The sequence below is a fragment of the Tenacibaculum mesophilum genome (genome assembly GCF_003867075.1).
Classification (GTDB): domain Bacteria; phylum Bacteroidota; class Bacteroidia; order Flavobacteriales; family Flavobacteriaceae; genus Polaribacter; species Polaribacter mesophilus.
Window position 1 is genome coordinate 2,298,508 of the sequence record NZ_CP032544.1, and the last position, 20,335, is coordinate 2,318,842.

A 20,335-nucleotide genomic window follows, 5' to 3' on the forward strand; every position below is an offset into this window, starting at 1 on the left:
TTAAACTGATTTAATCCCCATTAAGGTTAGTGTTCTCTTAAAATCACTTAGTTCTTTTTCATTTTTTAATACTGGAAAACTACGTCTTTTTCCATTACGTAATTTTAGAAAAACCCGTTCTCTTCCGTTGGTTTTTCGGGTTTCTATCCCTTCTATTTCATTAAGTAAGTATTTAGATTTCCATGATCTTTTTACCACGTAATAAAATATTACTACTACAGAAACTACTGCAAGTAAAAACATAAAAACAAAAAGAGTTTCATTGTTTTTATAACTCATTAAATACAACTGAACTCCCATATTAATTCCATTAATTAACATCAAAGAGATTATTAACCATGAATGCATTGGCACTTCATCTTTTATTGTTAATTCCTGTGTTTTTTTGTTGAATTCTAGTTGCATGTGTTTTCTTATAACAAAAAAAGAGCATCAAAAAATAATGCTCTTTTTTAGCTTGTTTATACTGGTTTTATTTTCTTCCGTTTACCATTCTATCAGCCATTCTTACTGCATTGTATGCATTTACAACACGCCCTGATACTGATAATTCTGAGAAAGGAACTTTTACAGGCGCAGTACCATATCTAGCTCCTGTTCCTGGTTTATTAACCTCCAAGTCTATCTTCGTTCCTGAATTCATTAAAATATGCTTTACTTGACTCGCTGTTAACTCAGGATAATAAGAACGCACTAATGCAGCAACTCCTGCTGCTGCTGGAGACGCCATTGAAGTTCCGTTAAACTTCTTGTATTCATTGTCTGGAGTTGTTGAATACACTTGTACCCCTGGTGCAAACACATCTACATTCTTTTTACCATAGTTTGAAAAAGCTGCTGGTAATTCTTCATTATAGTTTGCACTCATTGCTCCGATTGTTAAGAAGTTATCTGCAACTTCATTCATTAAATCTGGTGCATCGTTAGGGAAAGTTTTCTCTACATCAATATTTTTACCGTCATTTCCTGCTGCATTTACGATTAATACATCTTTAGATGCTGCATATTTAATTGCATCGTAAACCCACTCTTTGTTTGGTGAAAAAGCCTTTCCAAAACTTGTATTAATTACTTTCGCTCCATTATCAACTGCATAACGAATACCCAAGGCTACATCCTTATCGTACTCATCTCCTTCAGAAACTGAACGTACAGCCATGATTTTTACATTGGCAACCCCGTTCATTCCTTTATCGTTGTTTCTTGTTGCTCCAATGATACCTGAAACGTGAGAACCATGCGCTTCATCTTTTTCAGAATGACCTGTATTACCATTTCCATATCCTGGTTTATCGTTAATATCATACGCATTATCACCAACAACAGTACGGTAATCTGTTTTTAAGTTATCTTCATTTATCGTAGCTATAGATTTTTTAATATCACTAGACAAATAATCACTGGTTTCTTTTAATGAAGAAAAACCATAGCCAAAGTACATTTTAGCTATACTAATTGCATCTTTTACGTTTTTATCTTTAGTATTGATACTCATTATCTCCTCAGCTGAGTATACATCCTTATTAAGGTGCTTTTTTATTTGTTCTTGTGCTTTTTTAACATTTGCTAAACGGTTTTCCATATTTAATTTTCTCACTCTTGCTTCTTCAACTTTTTTCGCATGAAAATTCTTCACCTCAGCTAATAGTTCTGCACTTGCAACTTCTGGTTTCATTAAAATACGCTCGTATTCTAAGTGCTCTTTGTATGAGTCTCCTAAAAAGTTCCATCCATTAATATCATCAACATATCCATTTTTATCATTATCTATTCCATCTTCAGGAATTTCCTTGGTATTTACCCAAGCTACATCAACTAAATCTTCATGTTTTAAATCAGTTCCAGAATCAACGACACCAACTACAACTTCTACATTCTTTTTCCCTTTTAAAAACTCATAGGCTTTATTTACACTCATTCCTGGAATAGTATCTGTAGCCAAGTCTAAATGCTGCCAGTTTTCTTGCTCATAGTCTGTTAATTCAGCTTTTTTCGCTGGAATGTTCACTACGGTATTACTTCCTGCTGGCACAGGGATTTTGCTTACTGTTTTACAACTAGCCAAGGTAGCCACTGCAATTGCCGAGTAAAATACGGGCTTTAAAACTCTCATAATCTCTATCTTAATTAAAAATATCTGTAAACTTAAATGTTTCCTTTAAACGAACTCCTTTTTCTGTATGCTTTACGGTTATTACTTCGTTGTAAGCATCATGTTCTAAAAACAGGTAAAATTCTTTATCTGCTGCTTCGTTTAAAAAAGCTTCTTTTTCTTTTAAGGTAAGTAGTGGCCTTGTATCGTACCCCATAACATAAGGCAAAGGAATATGACCTGCTGTTGGTAGTAAATCTGCCATAAACACCAATGTTTTTCCTTGATATTCTATTTTCGGTAGCATTTGTTTTTCGGTATGTCCATCTTTGAACAACACATCAAACCCAACATAATCTTTTGCGTTTAGATGTAAAAAGTTTAGTTGTCCGCTTTCTTCAATTGGTAAGATGTTTTCTTTTAAAAAAGATGCTTTTTCTCTCGCATTTGGGTGTACTGCCCAATCCCAATGACGTTGGTTACTCCAAAAACGTGCGTTTTTAAAAGCTGGTTCATACCCCGTTCTATCTTTGTTCCATTGAATTGCTCCTCCACAATGATCGAAATGTAGGTGTGTTAAAAACACATCTGTAATATCATCTCTATGGAAACCATGTTTTGCTAAAGAAGTATCTAATGAAAAGTCTCCATACAGATAGTAGTATCCAAAAAACTTATCTGACTGCTTATTACCAATTCCTGTATCAATTAGCGTTAAACGATCTCCATCTTCAATCAACATACATCGCATGCCCATTGAAATCATGTTGTTTTCATCGGCAGGGTTTGTTTTTTGCCAAATTGTTTTCGGAACTACGCCAAACATAGCGCCTCCGTCTAATTTAAAGTTTCCTGTTTCTATCGGATAAATTCGCATAGCTACAAAGATGCAGAATTTTAACGAATTAATTTGTTAAGGAAAACAAAAAAGCTCATCAATAATTGATGAGCTTTTTGAGGTGTCGAGCGGATTCGAACCGCTGTAGATGGTGTTGCAGACCACTGCCTAGCCACTCGGCCACGACACCTTATATTGATAAGGACTGCAAATTTACAGCTTTTATCTTTTTTTGCAAGCTTTTTTTACTTTTTACGCACTTCTGATAAAACAATTGCAACCTCAGCAACATTTCCTCCAATGGGTGGGTTAATTTTTGCTACGCTAACCTCCGCTTCATCAACAAGTTGTATTTCTTTAAAAATTCTACTTAAAATTCGTTGAGCAACATGCTCTAGTAATTTAGAACGAATTGCCATCTCTTCTTTTACAATTTTATTCAAATGCACATAATCTACCGTATCAACCAAATTATCTGTTTTTGCAGATGTTTGTAAATCAGCTTTTACTTCAATATCAACTCTATATTCCGAACCGATTCTTGCTTCTTCATCTAAGCATCCGTGATTTGTAAAAACACGAATGTCGTTTACACGTATTATTCCCATACCGCAAAAATAGTAATGTTTCTTTATTAAGTTGTGTAAATTTTATTTCAAAAAAAGAGAAAAACAGTTTTGTTTTTCTCTTTTATAATCTCTTTGTTAAAGAACTTCAAATGTTTGACTTAACTCACCCACTGTTACTTTATATTTCCCTTTAGGTAAATAATACTTGTTATTCTTTGCTTTTTTTACCTTAGCTTCTTTGTTTTTCTTTAAGTACTTTTTTCTTCCTTTTTCAGAAAAAGAAACATCATACACTACTTCATTAAATCCTTTTGTTGCTTTAGCCTTTATAGTATTTACCAAAACTTTACCCGAATATATTTCTAACACAACTTCTTTATTTGTAGTTACATAAAAAGGAATTGTGATTTTTGGTGTATTTGGTTCTAACCATTTACTCCAAGAACTACCCCAAGATTTTCTTTTCTTAATATCCTTAATACTGAAAATAGCTTCTTTGTTATCAAATTCTTGTAAAGAAGTAATATTCGCTTTGTACAAACTACGCCCATGTGTTCCTACTAATAAATGTTTTGCTTTAGGTTGAATTACTAAATCGTGTACTGCAACATTTGGCAATCCGTTGCTAAAAGCTTCCCATGTTGAACCTTGATTGAAAGAAACATACAATCCGTTGTCAGTTCCTAAGTATAGGACATTCTCTTTTTTAGGATCTTCCTTAATCACATTTACCGCAGAAGCTGGAATATTACTACTTATATTTTTCCATGTTTTTCCATAGTCATCAGACATGTATACATACGGTGTAAAATCATCAAAACGATATCCGTTTAACGTAACATATACACGCTCTTTTTTATATTTTGAAGCTATTACACGACTTACCCATAAATTTTGGGGTAAAGAATTAGAGATTTTCTCCCAATTTCCTCCTCCGTTTTTAGTTACTTGTACCAATCCATCATCAGAACCTACGTAGATTAATCCAAATTGAAATGGACTTTCAGAAATAGTAGTTAATGTTCCGTAAGCTACATTTCCTTCCTTTTCTCCTTTGGTTAAATCTCCTGAGATTTCTTCCCAATCATCACCTTTATTTAGTGAACGGTGTAACTTATTCCCTCCTAAGTATAAGATATCTTGATTGTGTTTTGACAACTGGATAGGAGTTTGCCAATTGAATCGATATACTGGTTTATCTTTTTTAGGTTTCGGCTGAATATAAGTTTGTTTTCCTGTTGCTCTATCAATTCGATAATAGTTTCCAAACTGATAGCCTGTGTACACAATATTCGGATTTCTGTCATCAACTGCAACTTGCATTCCGTCACCTCCCATTAAACTTTCGTAAGGGTTTTTTCCTGTTTGATGCCAGCTTTTATCAATTTTTGCATTGTGGTTTCCTACCCAAACTCCGTTGTCTTGTAATCCTCCATACACCTTATAATTTTCTTGATTATCAGCATATACAGTATAAAATTGCCCAACTGCTGGTTGGTTTAATTTAATCCAGCTCTCACCATCATCGTATGAAATATTTAGCCCTCCGTCGTTTCCATCAATTAGGTGTCCCTGTTTTTTAGGGTTCACCCATAATGCTTGATGATCGGCATGTACATTTTCTTTACTAATAGATGTAAATGTTTTTCCACCATCTTTCGACTTTAAAATTGGAACTCCCAATACATAGATTCCATTTTTGTCTTGAGGATCAACACGAATTTCTCCAAAATAATACCCATACGAATAGTATAAATCATCTAAATGCCCTTCATGTGTTTTTTTCCATGTTTTTCCTCCATCAGTAGTCTTAAAAACCTCCGCTCCTATTACTGGAGTATCAAATAACGCTGCATTTGCATCTTTTAAATAACCAATTAAATCACTTGGCTTCATTTCTCCCGGACTTGAGCGAATGATTTGTTTAATATTTTCTGCACGATATTTTTCTTGAAGACCATTCATTTTGATATATGAATTCAATTTTTTGTCTTTCATATTCAAAAGTTCATCTGCCGAAATTGATACAAGCTCCTCTTTTGTTAAGGCTCCTGCTCCCTTCTCTTTCTTAGCAGCATCTTTTTTTCTTCGGAATTGACTATCGTGAAAAGCATATACCGTGTTTTGATCATATACTGCTAAACCAATTCTTCCTACTCCATCTCCATTAGGGAAACCATTATTATCAGAAATTTTAGTCCATGTACTCCCAGCATCTGTTGATTTATAAATTGCAGAATTTTTTCCGTCTCCATCAAAATTCCATGCTTTACGTTCACGCTCCCAAGCAGCAGCATATAAAATATTGAAGTTATTTGGTACAGGTTGAATATCTATAATTCCAGTATTTTCATCAATAAATAAGGTTTTTATCCAGGTTTTTCCTCCATCTGTAGTTTTAAAAATTCCTCTTTCATTGTTTGATGAATATAAATGTCCTATAGAACCTACTATTACTTCATCAGGATTTTTTGGATTGATTAAAATTCGTCCAATATGATGTGAATCGAGTAACCCAACGTTTGTCCAAGTTTTACCTTTATCGGTAGATTTTAAAATTCCGATTCCTGCATACGATGATCGAGAAGAATTATTTTCTCCTGTACCAACCCAAATTGTTCCATTTTTCCAATCTACAGCAATATCTCCTACGTTTTGTGTAGGAGAGTTGTCTAGAATTGGAGTAAAAGTTGTTCCGTTGTTATTAGTATGCCATACTCCTCCTGAAGCATAACCTACATAAAACTCTGTAGTATTTGCTGGGTTTACATCAATATCCACTACACGCCCACTCATCACTGTAGGTCCTATATTTTTAAAGGGAATATTTTTTACTGTAGAAGTTAAAGTTAATGCTTCTTTTTGTTGTAAAGCTTGTTGTATTTTCTCTGCAGATGTAGGTTGCTGTGCAGCTACTGTAAACGGAAATAAAGCTATTAAAGCTTTGGCTAAGGTTCTCATTATAATTTGGTTTAGAAGAAGTGAAAATACTGTAAGCAAAAACTATTTCAAAAAAATTAACAGAATATTGAGAGACTTCTTTTTGAAGTTCTTGTCAAACAAAAAATTAGTAGCTTTGTTTAACCTCAAAATTTTTAGGTTATGACTATTTTTATTCTTTCTGTTAGTGACCAGATTTATTCAACACAAAGAATATATAAAGAGGCAAGTCGTCGTGGACATAAAGTTGAAATTATAAACCATTTAAAATGTTTTATAAAACTTGGCGATGGTAAACCTGCTATTCTATACAACGGTAAAAATATTATTGATATTCCTGATGTTATTATTCCTCGAATAGGTGTTTCAGCCATGAAACATGGAACAACAGTTGTAAAAGAGTTTGAAATGAACGGAGTATATAGTACTGCTAGTTATTTAGGTATTGTTGATGCACAGAACAAAGCTCGTACTTTACAAATAATGAGTAGAAATGGACTTCCTATTCCGCAGACTGTTTTTTCTGTTGACGCTGAAAATATTGGTGAGCAAATAGATTTATTAGGTGGTTCTCCTGTAATTATTAAGCTACAAGAAGGAACACATGGCTCTGGAGTAATTTTAGCTGAAAGCAAAAAATCTGCGATGTCTATTATTGATACTATGCACGGAACAAATACCAGTATTTTACTACAAGAATTTATTCAGGAAAGTAACAGTGAAGATATTCGTGCTTTTATTGTAAATGGCAAAGTGGTATCTTCTATGAAACGTAAAGGGCTCGAGGGGGACTTTCGTTCTAACATTCATAAAGGAGGTAGCGGACACAAGGTTACATTAACTCCCGAAGAAGAAGAAATAGCTATTAAAGCAGCTCAACACTTAGAACTTCCTATTGCTGGCGTTGATATGATTCGATCAAAAAGAGGACCTCTATTAATTGAAGTCAACTCAACTCCTGGCTTACAAGGAATTGAATCCTACACCAAAGACAATATTGCTAAAGTTATTATTAAATTTTTAGAAGAAAATGTTCGAACAAAATTTTAAAAACGAAATCATAGAAATTCGTGGACAAAAAATTGGTTTAGGCGAATCTAAATTAATTAAGATTCCAATTGATAGGTTACCTACAGGTACTCTAATAGAAATTCCTGTGTATATTTTTAATGGTAATCAATTAGGTCCTACTATTCTACTACAGGGTGGTCTACACGGAGATGAAGTAAATAGTATTGAATTAGTCAGAAGAATGTTAATTGATAAATCGTACAAAATTCACCGAGGTTGTGTTATCGTGGTTCCTTTACTTAATGTGTTTGGCTTTTTAAATATGTCGAGAGACATGCATGGTAAAGATGTAAATCGTAGTTTCCCTGGTTCAAAAACGGGTTCTTTAGCTAGTAGAATGGCGTATTATTTAATGAAAGAAATTACCAATAATGTAGATTTTGCTATTGATTTTCATACGGGAGGTGAACAACGAAATAACTTCCCACAAATACGATACACTCCTGAAGATAAAAAAGGAGTTCAACTAGCCAATATTTTCAATGCTCCATTTATGTTTGGCTCTAAACTTATTCCGAAGTCTTTTAGAAATCAATGTTATAAAAATAATATTCCTGTAATTGTTTATGAAGGAGGAGAATCGTTACGGCTTGAAGAGCATGCTATTAAACAAGGTATTAACGGAACACTTCGTGTTTTAAAACATTTTAAAATGATAAGTGAAAATATAGAAATACCTAAAAACACTACTTCAATACACATTAATAAACATAAATGGGTTCGTGCTAAAGTAGCTGGCTTATTTACTTCTGTTGTTAACAATGGTAATCAAATAATAAAAGGACAAATATTAGGGTATATTATGGATACCTATGGAGAAACAAACTTTTCCGTAAAATCACCTTACGATGGCTATATCATTGCTAAAAATAATTTTCCAATCATTAATATGGGAGATGCTTTATTCCACATAGGGAAACCATAACAACTTTTCTTAATTGTTGTTTTTAGTTCTCTCATTAAATCAGTTATATTAATATAGAAGCATCTTAGGTAAGGCTTTTTTTATTTATAGCCGAAGCCCAATAAAATAGCAGTACCTTTGCTGGCTCATAGTAGTATTTTCTTTAAATACTACTGAAGAATTATATATGACATTTACATCGTTAGGTTTATCAAAAGCTTTAGTGAAAGCTGTAACCGAAAAAGGGTACGAAACTCCCTCTCCTATTCAAGAAAAAGCAATTCCCGTTATTTTAGAAGGTAAAGACGTATTAGCCTCTGCACAAACTGGAACCGGTAAAACAGCAGGGTTTACTTTGCCTATTTTACAAAACATATCAGAAAAAAAGAATCCGAAATACCGTCCAATTAAAGCATTAGTGCTAACTCCTACAAGAGAATTAGCAGCTCAAGTATATGATAATGTGCGCGAATATAGCACGCATTTAAACATTAAATCTACCGCTATTTTTGGTGGTGTAAAACCAAGTTCTCAAATAGCTACTCTTAAAAAAGGAATAGATATTTTAGTAGCTACTCCTGGTAGATTAATTGATTTACATGAACAAAATCAACTTTCTTTAAAACGTGTAGATGTTTTGGTTTTAGATGAAGCCGACAGAATGTTAGACATGGGGTTTTTACGAGATATTAAAAAAATCATCTCTTTTTTACCACAAAAACGTCAAAATTTATTGTTTTCGGCAACTTTTTCAAAAGAAATAAAAAAATTAGCACAAGGTATTTTACACAACCCGGTTTTAGTTGAAACAGCTCCTGAAAATACAACTGCCGAAAAAGTAAATCAGAAACTATACAAAGTTCCGAAGAGCAAGAAAACAGAATTGGTTGGTCAGTTAATTTCAAAAGGAAACTGGAGCCAGGTATTAATTTTTACTCGAACCAAGCACGGTGCTAATAGGTTGACTGAAAAACTAATTAAACGAGGAATTTCAGCAGCAGCTATACATGGTAACAAAAGTCAAGGAGCAAGAACCAAAGCTCTAAAAGGCTTTAAAGATAATTCTATCAGAGTACTGGTAGCTACCGATATTGCTGCTCGTGGATTAGACATTCCATTATTACCACACGTTATTAATTTTGAACTTCCCAATGTTCCTGAAGACTATGTACACAGAATTGGTAGAACAGGAAGAGCTGGTGCTAGTGGCGAAGCAATTTCTTTGGTCGCACAAGAGGAAGAAGCTTATTTAAAAAGTATTGAGAAGTTATTAGGGCAAAAAATAGCTATTTCTGAATTAGAAGGTTTTGATTTATCTACTATAAAAAATGAAATAACTACTGAGCGACCAAAGCAGCAATCTAGAAACAAACCGACTAAAAAAACACTTAAAACATCTTCTAATTCAAAGAAAAAAGTGTCAACAGAAAACACTAAAAAACATACTCCTAGAAAACGAAATAATCGTAATAGGAAAAATAATAACAAAACATCTCGTTAACAATTTTACTTCTTTAATTATTACGTTTTTTGAAGTTTCGTTACTAAAAAGCTTCTATGTTAATTCTTTGAAAAACTAAAGAAGTTATTAAAATATTAGATAAAAAGCCTATACCAGATTAGTTGAGTTAAAATCAATTATCAATACAATTTATTTCAAAGGATGCTGTAAAAAGCATCCTTTTTTATACTTTTAAGCTAAAAATTTATTTCCATAAATGGATGCTTCTAAAAAAGCTATTACACAGCACATACAAAACATTATAAATAATGAAGTCTTAAATATGTTAATTCCAGAAATTATTGACTGTTTTAAAGAGTTTTCCTTATCTAGAAATGATTTTTTTGTTAAAAAAGGAAACGTTTGTTCCTATTTTTGTTTTATAGAAAGTGGCATTTTACAACATGCTGTCTCGGTTTCAGGAGAAGAAAAGACCACTTATTTAGCTTTAAAAAATAGTTTTACCTCATCATTAAAAAGTTTTTTACAACAAACTCCTTCTCCTAAAAACATTAAAGCTTTGAGTGCCTGCAAGCTTTGGATTATTAACATAAGTGATTTTAAACATTTAATGAAACATAATAAGGCCTTTTATCAGTTTTATTACAACTTAGTCGAACATCAAATTTTTTTGATTGACGATTACCGCATTGATTTACTGACTTTAACTCCTGAAGAGCGTTATAAAAAACTACTCGTAAACGAACCTAAACTACTTCAAGAAGTTCCACTACATTATTTAGCTTCTTTTTTGGGAATTTCTACTCGCCATATGAGTAGAATTCGAAAAAACATAAATTAGCGCCAAATGGCTAATATTTGCATAGTTTCTTTCCGTATTTTTGAGGGAATCTTATCAATTTAATTGAAACATTATGAAGTACGACGCAATAAACAGTCAATTATTTATAAAAAACCGTAAAAACTTCATGGCTCAAATGAAGCCTAGTAGTTTAGCTATTTTTAACTCAAACGATATTTATCCTGTAAGTGCCGATAGCACGTTACCTTTTGAACAACACCGTGATATTTTCTTTTTAAGTGGTGTTGACCAAGAAGAAAGTATATTAATTTTATTTCCTGATTGTCCGAAAGAAAATCTACGTGAAGTACTATTTTTACGTGAAACTAACGAGCATATTGCTGTATGGGAAGGTGAAAAACTAACCAAAGAAAGAGCATTAGAGACTAGCGGTATTAAAAACGTATACTGGTTACAAGACTTAGAAAAAGTACTAGCTGAAATGATGGCTTTAGCTGATACGGTTTATATCAACACGAACGAACATTACCGTGCTAGTGTTGAAACTGAAACTCGTGAAGCTCGTTTTACTAAATGGTTATTAAACAAATATCCTGCACATTCAGTAGCAAAAAGTAACCCAATTTTACAACGTTTACGTTCGGTAAAAGATCAAATCGAAATTGATTTAATTCAAACGGCTTGTGACATTACTGAAAAAGGATTCAGACGTGTGTTAGACTTCGTAAAACCTGGTGTTTGGGAATATGAAATAGAAGCAGAATTCATTCACGAGTTCATCAGAAATCGTTCTAAGAAATTCGCTTATACCCCAATTATTGCTTCTGGTAACAATGCAAACGTATTGCACTATATTGAAAATAACCAACAATGTAAAGCAGGTGATTTATTACTGATGGATGTTGGAGCTGAATATGCTAACTATTCTTCGGATATGACTCGTACCATACCTGTTTCTGGTCGTTTTACCGACAGGCAAAAAGCGGTATACAATGCTGTTAACCGTGTAAAAAACGACGCTACAAAAATGTTAGTTCCAGGAACTCTTTGGGCTGAGTACCATGTTGAGGTTGGTAAATTAATGACTTCGGAATTATTAGGTTTAGGGTTATTAGACAAAGCTGACGTGCAAAATGAAGATCCTAACTGGCCAGCATACAAAAAATACTTTATGCACGGTACTTCTCACCACATGGGCTTAGATACGCATGACTACGGATTGTTACATGAACCAATGCAAGCAAACCAAGTATTTACAGTTGAACCTGGTATTTATATTCCTGATGAAGGTTTTGGTATTCGTTTAGAGGACGATGTTGTTGTTCAAGAAAATGGTGAGCCATTTAACTTAATGCGCAACATACCTATTGAAGCTGACGAAATAGAAGATATTATGAATAAATAGTATCACTTCCCATATTTTAAAAACGTCATTAAAGCTCCTTTTTATGGAAACTTAATGGCGTTTTTCTTTTACATTAAGAAAGTATTTTTATTTTATTCCTGTTATTTTTACTATTTTAGTACTCAAAATATTGTTATGATGGCTTATTTACGAATGATTGGAGTATGGCAAATTATAATACTTCTAGTTGTGGTATTACTTGGAATTATTCCAACAGTAATTGCGCTTATTGATATTTTAAAAAGTAAATTTAAAGGAAATAATAAAATTGTCTGGATTCTCGTTGTTTTATTAGCTAACTTTTTTGGTGCTTTTTTATATTTCCTAATTGGAAGAGAACAAAAAATAAAAGAGTGAACAAAAATCCTTTACCATGAAAACCCTACTTTATATATTCGCTTTTGCATTGATTTCTTGTGCTTCAACTCAAATAAACAAGATTGATAATTCCGATTTGGTCGGAACATGGAATTGGACCAATACTGATGGTGGTTTTGGAAACCATATCCATAAAACTCCCGAAACACTCAACAAAAACGTACAATTAACCTTGTTGAAAAACAATCAGTTTTCTATATCAAAAAATGACTCCCTCATTTCAAAAGGTACATACACCCTAGAAATGAAAAAGGCAATTTATTCAAATAAACAAGAACGTTTTATACAACTTTCCAACGATCAGCAATTTTCAGGAATTGTCCTCTCAGGAATTATTAGGTTCATAAAACCAAATACTTTAGAAATTTCTGACAATAACTACGATGGACTTGGAAGTAGATTTGTAAAATTGAATTAAAAAACCCGTAAAAACGGGTTTTTATTATTAATCAATTATTAAAACACTACTCTACTGTTAAAGTATATTGAGGTGTTGGATTAAGCGGACAAAAGTACACGTACTCCCCTTTTGTTAAAGTTACTTTTTTAGAGCTTGACTTACTGTTGTTTTTTACTAAAGAAGTTACATACGCGTTTTTTATATGATGCTTTTCTTCTGTTTTTCCTTTTGGTGCTAATACAAACCCTACATCGTGTCCTACATTCTTGTTTGAAATTTCAAAAACATAAGTTCCTTCTGAAAGTGTTAACGATTTTTGAGTGAATTTTCCTTTTGTTTGCTCTAAAGAAATGGTTTTTGCTTTTTGTGCATTTGCTGTAAATGCAAACCCTACTAATAATACTAAAATAGCTACTACTTTTTTCATTTTTATTGATTTTTATGATTTTACTTTTTATAGATGAATAGCTCTGTAACCTAAAACCCCGTAACTACACTTTGTAAATAAGGCCACAAGAGCTATTCGTTTTTTATGCACTTTGTGTGAATTTTCCTGCTTCTACTTTTGGAAAATCAACTTCAGTTTCTGCTATATGATTTACATAGTTTGTTAAGGTGTTGGCTACAACATTTAATACAATTTCTAAAATATCTCCGTCGTTATACCCAGCTGCTTTTACCTCAGCTATTTCTACTGAACTTACATTTCCTTTGTTTTTTGTAACACTTTGTGCAAATTTTAAGCCTGCTTTGGTTTTAGCATCAGAAGCCTCTGCTTGTCGGTTTTGTTCAATTTCTTCCTCTGACAAGCCATTGTTTTTTCCTATTGCCGTGTGTGCTGATAAACAATAGTTACATTCATTTTCTTCTGCTATAACTAATGCTAATTGCTCTCTAAATTTGTTTGAAAAATTCCCGCTTCCATTTAATTCTCCCAAGCTTAGATAGCTTTGTAAAAGTGCTGGTGAATTTCCCATTACTTTAATTAGGTTTGGAATAAATCCAAACTTATTTTGAACTGCATCAAACAATTCTTTTGATTTTCCTGTTGTGGTTTCTGGGTTTAAAGTTTCAATTCTTGTACTCATAATTTTACTATTTTAAAGTTGTCTTTTTAGTTTGTTTTTTCACAGTTACATAATTCTCTTTCAGGAAACTGATCATCGTATTCTTGATATCCCCAACAATTAGGGCATTGGTTAATTTCTGTTCTCATAATTCGTTATTCTTGAATTCTGATACAAAGGTGCGACAGGAATAGACCTTAAAAAATGGACAAAGGTTCTTAAAACTTGGACAAGCTATTTTTGCTAACATTTTTCTTACAAAAAACTAGCTTTTTATTTATGGTTTCGTAAAATACAGGTAACGTAACAACACGTTTATAGTAGTACTTTTAAGGCGTCGAAAAGGTTGTTTGTATTAGTGTAACAAAAAACTTTATTAGTTGTGTAGTTTACCACGCATTGCGTGGTTTTTTCTTTTATAAGCTATAGCTTCTTTTAAATTGTTTTGGCGATTGCCCTGTAGCTTTGGTAAAAAACCGAGAAAAGTACGCAGGATCATTAAATCCTAAATCAAAAGCAACTTGTTTAATAGAATCATCTGTATACAACAACAGTCTTTTTGCTTCGGTAATAATTCTGTTTTTTATAAAGTCGCTTGGAGTTTCCGTTCCTATTTTTTGAAGGTGTTTTGTTAGTGATTTTGGTGATAAGCCTAACCGATAAGCATATCCTGTAACTCGGTGTATCTTTTTAAAATTTTGCTCTACCAATAGGCTAAAATCTTTAAAAAGCTTGGTTTCTACACTCTCTTTTACAACATCTTTTTCTTTTTTTATTCGTACTGAATATACAATAAACTGTTTTAAAAGCGATTGTAGCATATCGTATTGGGCTGTTTCTTCTAACTCAAACTCTTCTTTTAGGTTTTGAAGAATAAAATCTAATTTTTGCGTTTCTTTTTCTGAAGGTACTACAAAAGGTGTTTCATATATATTATTAAACAATACTCCATTACATGATACCTCTGCATCGTGTGTTTGAATACAATAAAAATCTCTTGTAAAACTAAGTTGATAGGCTTCTTTAATTTTTTCGGAATCTACTGAAAATACTTGTCCTGGTGATAAAAAAAATAATACTCCATCTTCAAAAGAGTAACTTTTAAAATCGATATTATACTTACCTGTTCCTTCTTTTATCCAAAATACTTTGTATTGATTTATTTGCTGTGGTGAGTTTACTACACATGATTCTTCAAACTGAACTGTTTGCAACGAAAAAATATTTTGATAGGAGTAGTTTTGAATATCTTGTACCGCCATTTATACATAGTTTTATTGTTTGTCGAAAAAAATAGAGAGAGCTGACAAGTTTTTAAAACTTAAAATTCGCTTTAAAACCCGAATCATCAATTATTCGGGTTTTAAAGCGAATTTTTAACTTCTATGGTTGAAAATTAATTCTTTTAATTCAACAATCGGTAGCCTACACCTATATTGTGGGTAGGTTGATTGAGTTGGTTGATATTTAATCGGTAACTAGCAAACCATTTTCCTTTTCGGTTGTATTGTAATCCGAAACTAAGGTTGTCAAAGGTTTGTGGATTTCCTCCTATGTCGGTAAAGAGATACAAGCCACTTCTGTAGGTTTTTAGATGCTCAATCGTTTTGGTAATAGTTATTTCTCGGGGTACTTTGAGTTTATACGATAACTGACTATCTAACAATTTTCCTTTTACCAAATCGTAGTTATAAATTTCTATATCGGCATTCTTTAAAGTATCTCGGTATATTTTTGCGGTTACATAGTCGTTAGTGTCTTTGATAAAAATGGTGTCTTTTACAATCTTGGTTACATCATTTTTATGGACATACACTTTTTGGTATTTAATGGTTTGTACCTTAAACGTATCTATTTTGGTTTGCCAAACGGTGTCTTTTACGACAGTTATTTTAGGTTCTTGAGGTACTAATTTTTGATTTCTCTTAGTAAAAAGATTGATAAATAACAGCACTATAATGACACCCAATAATAACCTGTCGGTTTTATGATTAAAAAAATTCATGCTATTTTGTTTTAGGGTTTATACCTTTTACAACTTGAAATTATAACTGGTATTAGAAAAATGTTTGTCAGTTCAAAGAGCGAAGAATGAGTGACGTAAAATCTCTTAAAGATGAGATTTCTCCTCATATCTCGTCGAAATGACACCAAACACTAAAAATTAACAGGAAAAAGAACCACTAAAAACGATTGTTAGGGGTTAGACTTTGGTTGTTGGTTATGAGGTGTATATATTAGTTCTATAAGTTATATTCAACCTAACTTCTCCATTAGAAAAATTAACATTCTCAATATAAGAGCCATTTAATTCTCTAAATCTAAGCGTTCCAGAACCTACATTGAAATCTACTAATAGTTTATCTGGATTTGCATAATTACTTCCATTAAAAAGAGTCATATTTGAAGAAATCCAGTAACCAGAAGCTGATGCAGGGAAAGGCATACCACCTATGTTTAAATCTAATGTACTTCCTGTCCCATTTATATTTTGTATTTGCAAATACAAATGAACTAAATTACCTATTCTAACATAAGATGAGCCAGTAGTACTACCATTAGTATAAGTTCCTCCTCCAAGTACTGGAGTGAAAGCACCCTCCTCATAAAAATTTGCTTTTTGTAAGCCTGCATTAGTGGCATCTGCTAAAGGAATTACTGCATCTGTTCCTGTGCTAGAAGCTACCGTTCTTGTGGCTGCATCATATGATAAATCGGTAGCTCCTCCGCTGCCTGCTGTCGCATTAATTATAGGTTGTAGAGGGTCTGTAGCATCAATCGTAATGTTTGAACCTGCTTGTAATTGTGGGATATCATTTAAATGAGCTATAATACCAGATTTACCTTGAAGTGTATGAACTGTGCTCCCTACAATATCTGCCTCAATGGTGGCTGAACCTGCATTTCCAGACTCAGTAAAATCTAAGGCATTCCCTCCTGTCCTAATCCTTCCTCCTGATGTTATATTTTTTGCCACATTTACAGAATCATTACTTTGAATATATTCTGTATATAAACTCGATCCAATGGTTTTAACACCTGTTATTGTTTGATTAGTATCAATCGTAACAAAATTTCCATTAACTCCTCCTGATAGACTACTTAAATCTACTGTAAAAGTTGAATTATCATCACGTGTAAAGGTTGCCAATCCATTAGCATCAACAGTACCTGATACTAATTGTGCTAAATTGGTATTGTCTAAATACGGTGTTAAATCAATTTGTGAAACGCTTACTCCGCCTTTCAATAAATCAACGGTATTAGTTCCTGAAATAGGTGATAAGGTATATTCAGGTGCTTGTTGCTCAGAAGCAATACTAACCTCTCCTGTTTCATCAATGACAAACCTTCGGTTGGCTTCTCCTTCAGGTTGTTTGGCATCTATATAACTATCAATTAAATCGGCATATTGTTGTTGTGTTGGCTTATCGCCTGTTTCAAAAAATTGTTTTAAGGTTTCTTTGTTTTGTTTCATTTTTTGTTCTTTTTTATCGTTTTTAAATTATTTTCCTGATAAAAAAGAGCCGCTAAAAACTGGATTTGCTAGTGGCTAGACTTTTGTAGTTTGTTAAAGGTTTATAGTAATGATTTTTGCTGAAGAACTATATACATGTAATGCTTACTTTATATATAATTATTATGTTCCGCTTTTAACTTTCAAACCAATCAAATATCTTATCTATTTTTTTAATTTAATTTGTGAATATATCTTGTATTTGAAGTCACTATATCTCTTTTATCTCCAAAAGAAGAATTTACAGCATTATGTAATATAATACCATAATTCATTAATAAATTTTGGGTTTTATCCCAATAAAATGCTGCATCATATCTAAAAAGATTAGTTGCTGTACCAACATCAAATCTATTTACACCTAAAAATTCTACTTGAGGAACTGTATTTTGTACACTAGATGTAGATTCTCCATTATCAAAAACTCTAAATAACTCTTTATTATTAGTAGTTATTTCACAATCTTCTAATATATATCTAACTTGATTTTTAGCTGCATCTACAGTTGATTTATTACTTTTTACTACAAACAGAAAACCTCCGTAAGTAGGAGTATCTACAAAATTTAACTTTAAATCTTTTAAATGTATAAAACCTCTTTTAACTCCAGAGGCAGGTGTTAGGAGTTGACTCTGTGCAAATAAACTTTCAAAATAACTATTAACTCCACTAAAAGGATTGCAAGTTGCTGAACCTGTAATAGTCACTCCAAAAAAATCATCTGCTGTTATTACATTAGTAAAATCTGTATTATTTATTAAATATACTGCACCATTTATTTTAGCATTAGCTAAGTGTAGGTTTGCATTATTAATATTTCCAGCAGTTTCTAATATAATAAAGCTTAAATCATTACAAGTGACCTCACTTACAGTAACATTTAAATATCCTGATTGTTTCACACAATGTTGTGTTAATACTAATCTACCACTTCTGTCAGAACAAACAACTGTATTAACAGATATGTCAATATTCCCATACTCATTATTTATATTTCTAACCATATAGTTATTGAATTGCCCTACAATTCCTGAAGCATCATAAGTATTAACTTTTAAACTAAAGTCTTTAATTTTACTTCCTGTAATTACACCAATAAAGTATCTTTTATCTACCCTTAAAGAGTCAGTAGAATCTAACCCTATTAATACAGAATTTGCATTAATATTTATATCCCCGTTAAAATTATTATTAACACTAATACTATAAACTTGTGTACCTGCCCCTCTCAAATCTATTTTATGCACTCCTATAGTATCACAACTTATAAAATGACTTCCAACACCGGAATATGATAAATAACCATAACTTGTAAATAATAGTTGCCCTCCATTTCCAAAATTAAATTTTGAATTATTTAAAACACATGGAGAGTCTATTATCAAAGTAGTGTTTGCCTCTGTATAAATTTCAATATTTTTAGGCATTGGCGAACCACTAGATAAGGTATCAAATGTATGTTGTCCTGATTTTAAATAAAAAGTAAACTTAGTTTCTAAGGTCGAGTCGTATAACTCTACTGCTGCACAAGCATCTTTAATATTTGTAAAAGGACTATTATAGTCTCCAATAGCTGAGTTTCCTGAATAGTTAGGGTCCACCACTAAATAATTAGGATTTTTTTCTATTAATGTTTTAAATCCAAACTCTTTTGTTGTTTTATTATAAAATAATTGCTTATCAAAAGAAGAGTCTAAGGTTACATCTTCGGGATCTATTACTCCAGAATTCAAACCACTAAAATCTACTGTAAATGTTGAGTTATCACCACGTGTAAAAGTAGCTAACCCATTAGTATCAACAGTCCCTGATACTAATCGTACTAAATTTGTATTATCTAAATAAGGTGTTAAGTCAATTTGTGAAACGCTTACTCCGCCTTTTAATAAATCAACAGTATTAGTTCCTGAAATAGGTGACAACGTATATTCAGGTTCTTGTTGCTGAGAAGCAATACTAACCTCTCCTGTTTCATCAATGACAAATCTGCGGTTGGCTTCTCCTTCGGGTTGTTTGGCATCGATATAGCTATCAATTAAATCGGCATATTGTTGTTGTGTAGGCTTATCGCCTGTTTCAAAAAATTGTTTTAAGGTTTCTTTGTTTTGTTTCATTTTTGTTCTTTTTTATCGTTTTTAAGTTTTTTTGATAAAAAAGAGCCACTAAAAACTGTTTTTGTTAGGGGCTAGACTTTGTAATTATTTCAAATATTAATTTTTAATACAATTAGCTTAATATCTCCTTTGATGTATATGAGAAGTTTATGTATAACGTTTCATTATCCCAAACCCTATCTTTAATATTTACTCTTCCTAAATCATGTCTTACATAACAACCATAATTCTCATGAGCTTGTATATTATAAACGGTTCCTGAGACAGATACACCAATAGGAAAACCATCAATGTTAGGTGCAATATATACTTCTCCATAAGTAGCTTGACCATCAGACGTTACGCCTGATAATATTATATCAACAAAAACACGGTCTCCAATAGTATAATACTCACCTTTTACTTGTTGTACTGAAAATGAAGATCCTGTAGCAAAAAAACTAGGTGTAAATACACCTTCAGTAATATTAACTCTAGGAGCTGCATTAATCACTGGCTGTAAAGGATCTGTTTCATCAATCATAATATTAGTTCCTGCTTGGTAAGTTGGAACTTGCTGTTCAGAAGTTACACTTACCTCTCCTGTTTCGTCAATTACAAACCTTCGGTTGGGTTCTCCTTCGGGTTGTTTGGCATCGATATAGCTATCAATTAAATCGGAATATTGTTGTTGGGTTGGCTTGTCGCCTGTTTCAAAAAATTGTTTTAATGTTTCTTTGTTTTGTTTCATTTTTGTTCTTTTTTATCGTTTTTAAATTGTTTTTGATAAAAAAGAG

At 32.3% G+C, this 20,335-nt stretch carries 19 protein-coding genes and 1 tRNA gene; 7 read left to right on the plus strand and 13 right to left on the minus strand.

The genetic code is table 11. The features are described 5' to 3' along the window. From D6200_RS10395 to D6200_RS10420, 6 genes are all read right to left on the minus strand, one after another. The gene (locus tag D6200_RS10395) at positions 1-405 is read right to left on the minus strand and encodes a hypothetical protein (protein ID WP_073182412.1); all 405 of its coding nucleotides are present in this window, start codon (positions 403-405) and stop codon (positions 1-3) included. A 67-nt stretch (positions 406-472) separates the two neighbouring features. Continuing rightward, positions 473-2,113, minus strand: a complete 1,641-nt coding sequence (locus D6200_RS10400; RefSeq protein WP_073182411.1) for a S8 family serine peptidase — start codon at positions 2,111-2,113, stop codon at positions 473-475. Positions 2,114-2,123: 10 nt separating this feature from the next. After that, the gene (locus D6200_RS10405; RefSeq protein ID WP_047788132.1) at positions 2,124-2,969 is read right to left on the minus strand and encodes an MBL fold metallo-hydrolase; all 846 of its coding nucleotides are present in this window, start codon (positions 2,967-2,969) and stop codon (positions 2,124-2,126) included. An 80-nt stretch (positions 2,970-3,049) separates the two neighbouring features. Further along, a tRNA-Cys gene (locus D6200_RS10410) sits at positions 3,050-3,120 on the minus strand. Between the two features lie 55 nt (positions 3,121-3,175). Beyond that, complete coding sequence (gene folB / locus D6200_RS10415; RefSeq protein WP_047788131.1) at positions 3,176-3,538, minus strand: dihydroneopterin aldolase; 363 nt, start codon at positions 3,536-3,538, stop codon at positions 3,176-3,178. 96 nt (positions 3,539-3,634) lie between these two features. Beyond that, entirely contained in the window at positions 3,635-6,460 is a 2,826-nt protein-coding gene (locus tag D6200_RS10420; RefSeq protein WP_073182410.1) for a VPS10 domain-containing protein, read from the minus strand. A gap of 141 nt (positions 6,461-6,601) precedes the next feature. Here D6200_RS10420 and D6200_RS10425 point away from each other — a divergent pair, with 141 nt between their 5' ends. The 7 genes from D6200_RS10425 to D6200_RS10455 all read left to right on the plus strand — a co-directional run bounded on the left by D6200_RS10425 (position 6,602) and on the right by D6200_RS10455 (position 12,879). Then, complete coding sequence (locus D6200_RS10425; RefSeq protein ID WP_073182409.1) at positions 6,602-7,489, plus strand: RimK family alpha-L-glutamate ligase; 888 nt, start codon at positions 6,602-6,604, stop codon at positions 7,487-7,489. After that, positions 7,470-8,435 (plus strand): succinylglutamate desuccinylase/aspartoacylase family protein, encoded by a 966-nt coding sequence (locus tag D6200_RS10430; RefSeq protein ID WP_073182408.1) that lies wholly within the window; start codon positions 7,470-7,472, stop codon positions 8,433-8,435. Before D6200_RS10425 ends, D6200_RS10430 begins: the two co-directional genes overlap by 20 nt. 166 nt (positions 8,436-8,601) lie before the next feature. Further along, the gene (locus D6200_RS10435; protein WP_073182407.1) at positions 8,602-9,915 is read left to right on the plus strand and encodes a DEAD/DEAH box helicase; all 1,314 of its coding nucleotides are present in this window, start codon (positions 8,602-8,604) and stop codon (positions 9,913-9,915) included. Positions 9,916-10,132: 217 nt separating this feature from the next. Further along, positions 10,133-10,717 (plus strand): Crp/Fnr family transcriptional regulator, encoded by a 585-nt coding sequence (locus tag D6200_RS10440; protein WP_073182406.1) that lies wholly within the window; start codon positions 10,133-10,135, stop codon positions 10,715-10,717. A gap of 73 nt (positions 10,718-10,790) precedes the next feature. After that, positions 10,791-12,083 (plus strand): aminopeptidase P family protein, encoded by a 1,293-nt coding sequence (locus D6200_RS10445; protein ID WP_073182405.1) that lies wholly within the window; start codon positions 10,791-10,793, stop codon positions 12,081-12,083. 135 nt (positions 12,084-12,218) lie between these two features. After that, positions 12,219-12,440, plus strand: coding sequence for a PLD nuclease N-terminal domain-containing protein (locus tag D6200_RS10450; protein ID WP_164505162.1), 222 nt, complete (start codon positions 12,219-12,221; stop codon positions 12,438-12,440). A gap of 16 nt (positions 12,441-12,456) precedes the next feature. Continuing rightward, positions 12,457-12,879, plus strand: a complete 423-nt coding sequence (locus tag D6200_RS10455) for a hypothetical protein (protein ID WP_073182404.1) — start codon at positions 12,457-12,459, stop codon at positions 12,877-12,879. Between the two features lie 46 nt (positions 12,880-12,925). Here the strand turns inward: D6200_RS10455 and D6200_RS10460 are convergent, their stop codons facing one another. The 7 genes from D6200_RS10460 to D6200_RS10490 form a co-directional block, all read right to left on the minus strand. After that, complete coding sequence (locus tag D6200_RS10460; RefSeq protein ID WP_073182403.1) at positions 12,926-13,288, minus strand: cupredoxin domain-containing protein; 363 nt, start codon at positions 13,286-13,288, stop codon at positions 12,926-12,928. 103 nt (positions 13,289-13,391) lie between these two features. Beyond that, complete coding sequence (locus D6200_RS10465) at positions 13,392-13,949, minus strand: carboxymuconolactone decarboxylase family protein (RefSeq protein WP_073182402.1); 558 nt, start codon at positions 13,947-13,949, stop codon at positions 13,392-13,394. 395 nt (positions 13,950-14,344) lie between these two features. Continuing rightward, positions 14,345-15,190: a helix-turn-helix domain-containing protein gene (locus tag D6200_RS10470; RefSeq protein WP_073182401.1), complete on the minus strand. Its 846-nt coding sequence runs from the start codon at positions 15,188-15,190 to the stop codon at positions 14,345-14,347. Positions 15,191-15,333: 143 nt separating this feature from the next. Beyond that, entirely contained in the window at positions 15,334-15,933 is a 600-nt protein-coding gene (locus D6200_RS10475) for a hypothetical protein (protein WP_073182400.1), read from the minus strand. Between the two features lie 216 nt (positions 15,934-16,149). After that, positions 16,150-17,406, minus strand: coding sequence for an autotransporter outer membrane beta-barrel domain-containing protein (locus D6200_RS10480; RefSeq protein WP_073182399.1), 1,257 nt, complete (start codon positions 17,404-17,406; stop codon positions 16,150-16,152). A gap of 212 nt (positions 17,407-17,618) precedes the next feature. Then, complete coding sequence (locus D6200_RS10485; protein ID WP_073182398.1) at positions 17,619-19,559, minus strand: hypothetical protein; 1,941 nt, start codon at positions 19,557-19,559, stop codon at positions 17,619-17,621. Positions 19,560-19,671: 112 nt separating this feature from the next. Continuing rightward, positions 19,672-20,289, minus strand: coding sequence for a hypothetical protein (locus D6200_RS10490; protein WP_073182397.1), 618 nt, complete (start codon positions 20,287-20,289; stop codon positions 19,672-19,674). Positions 20,290-20,335: the final 46 nt, after the last annotated feature.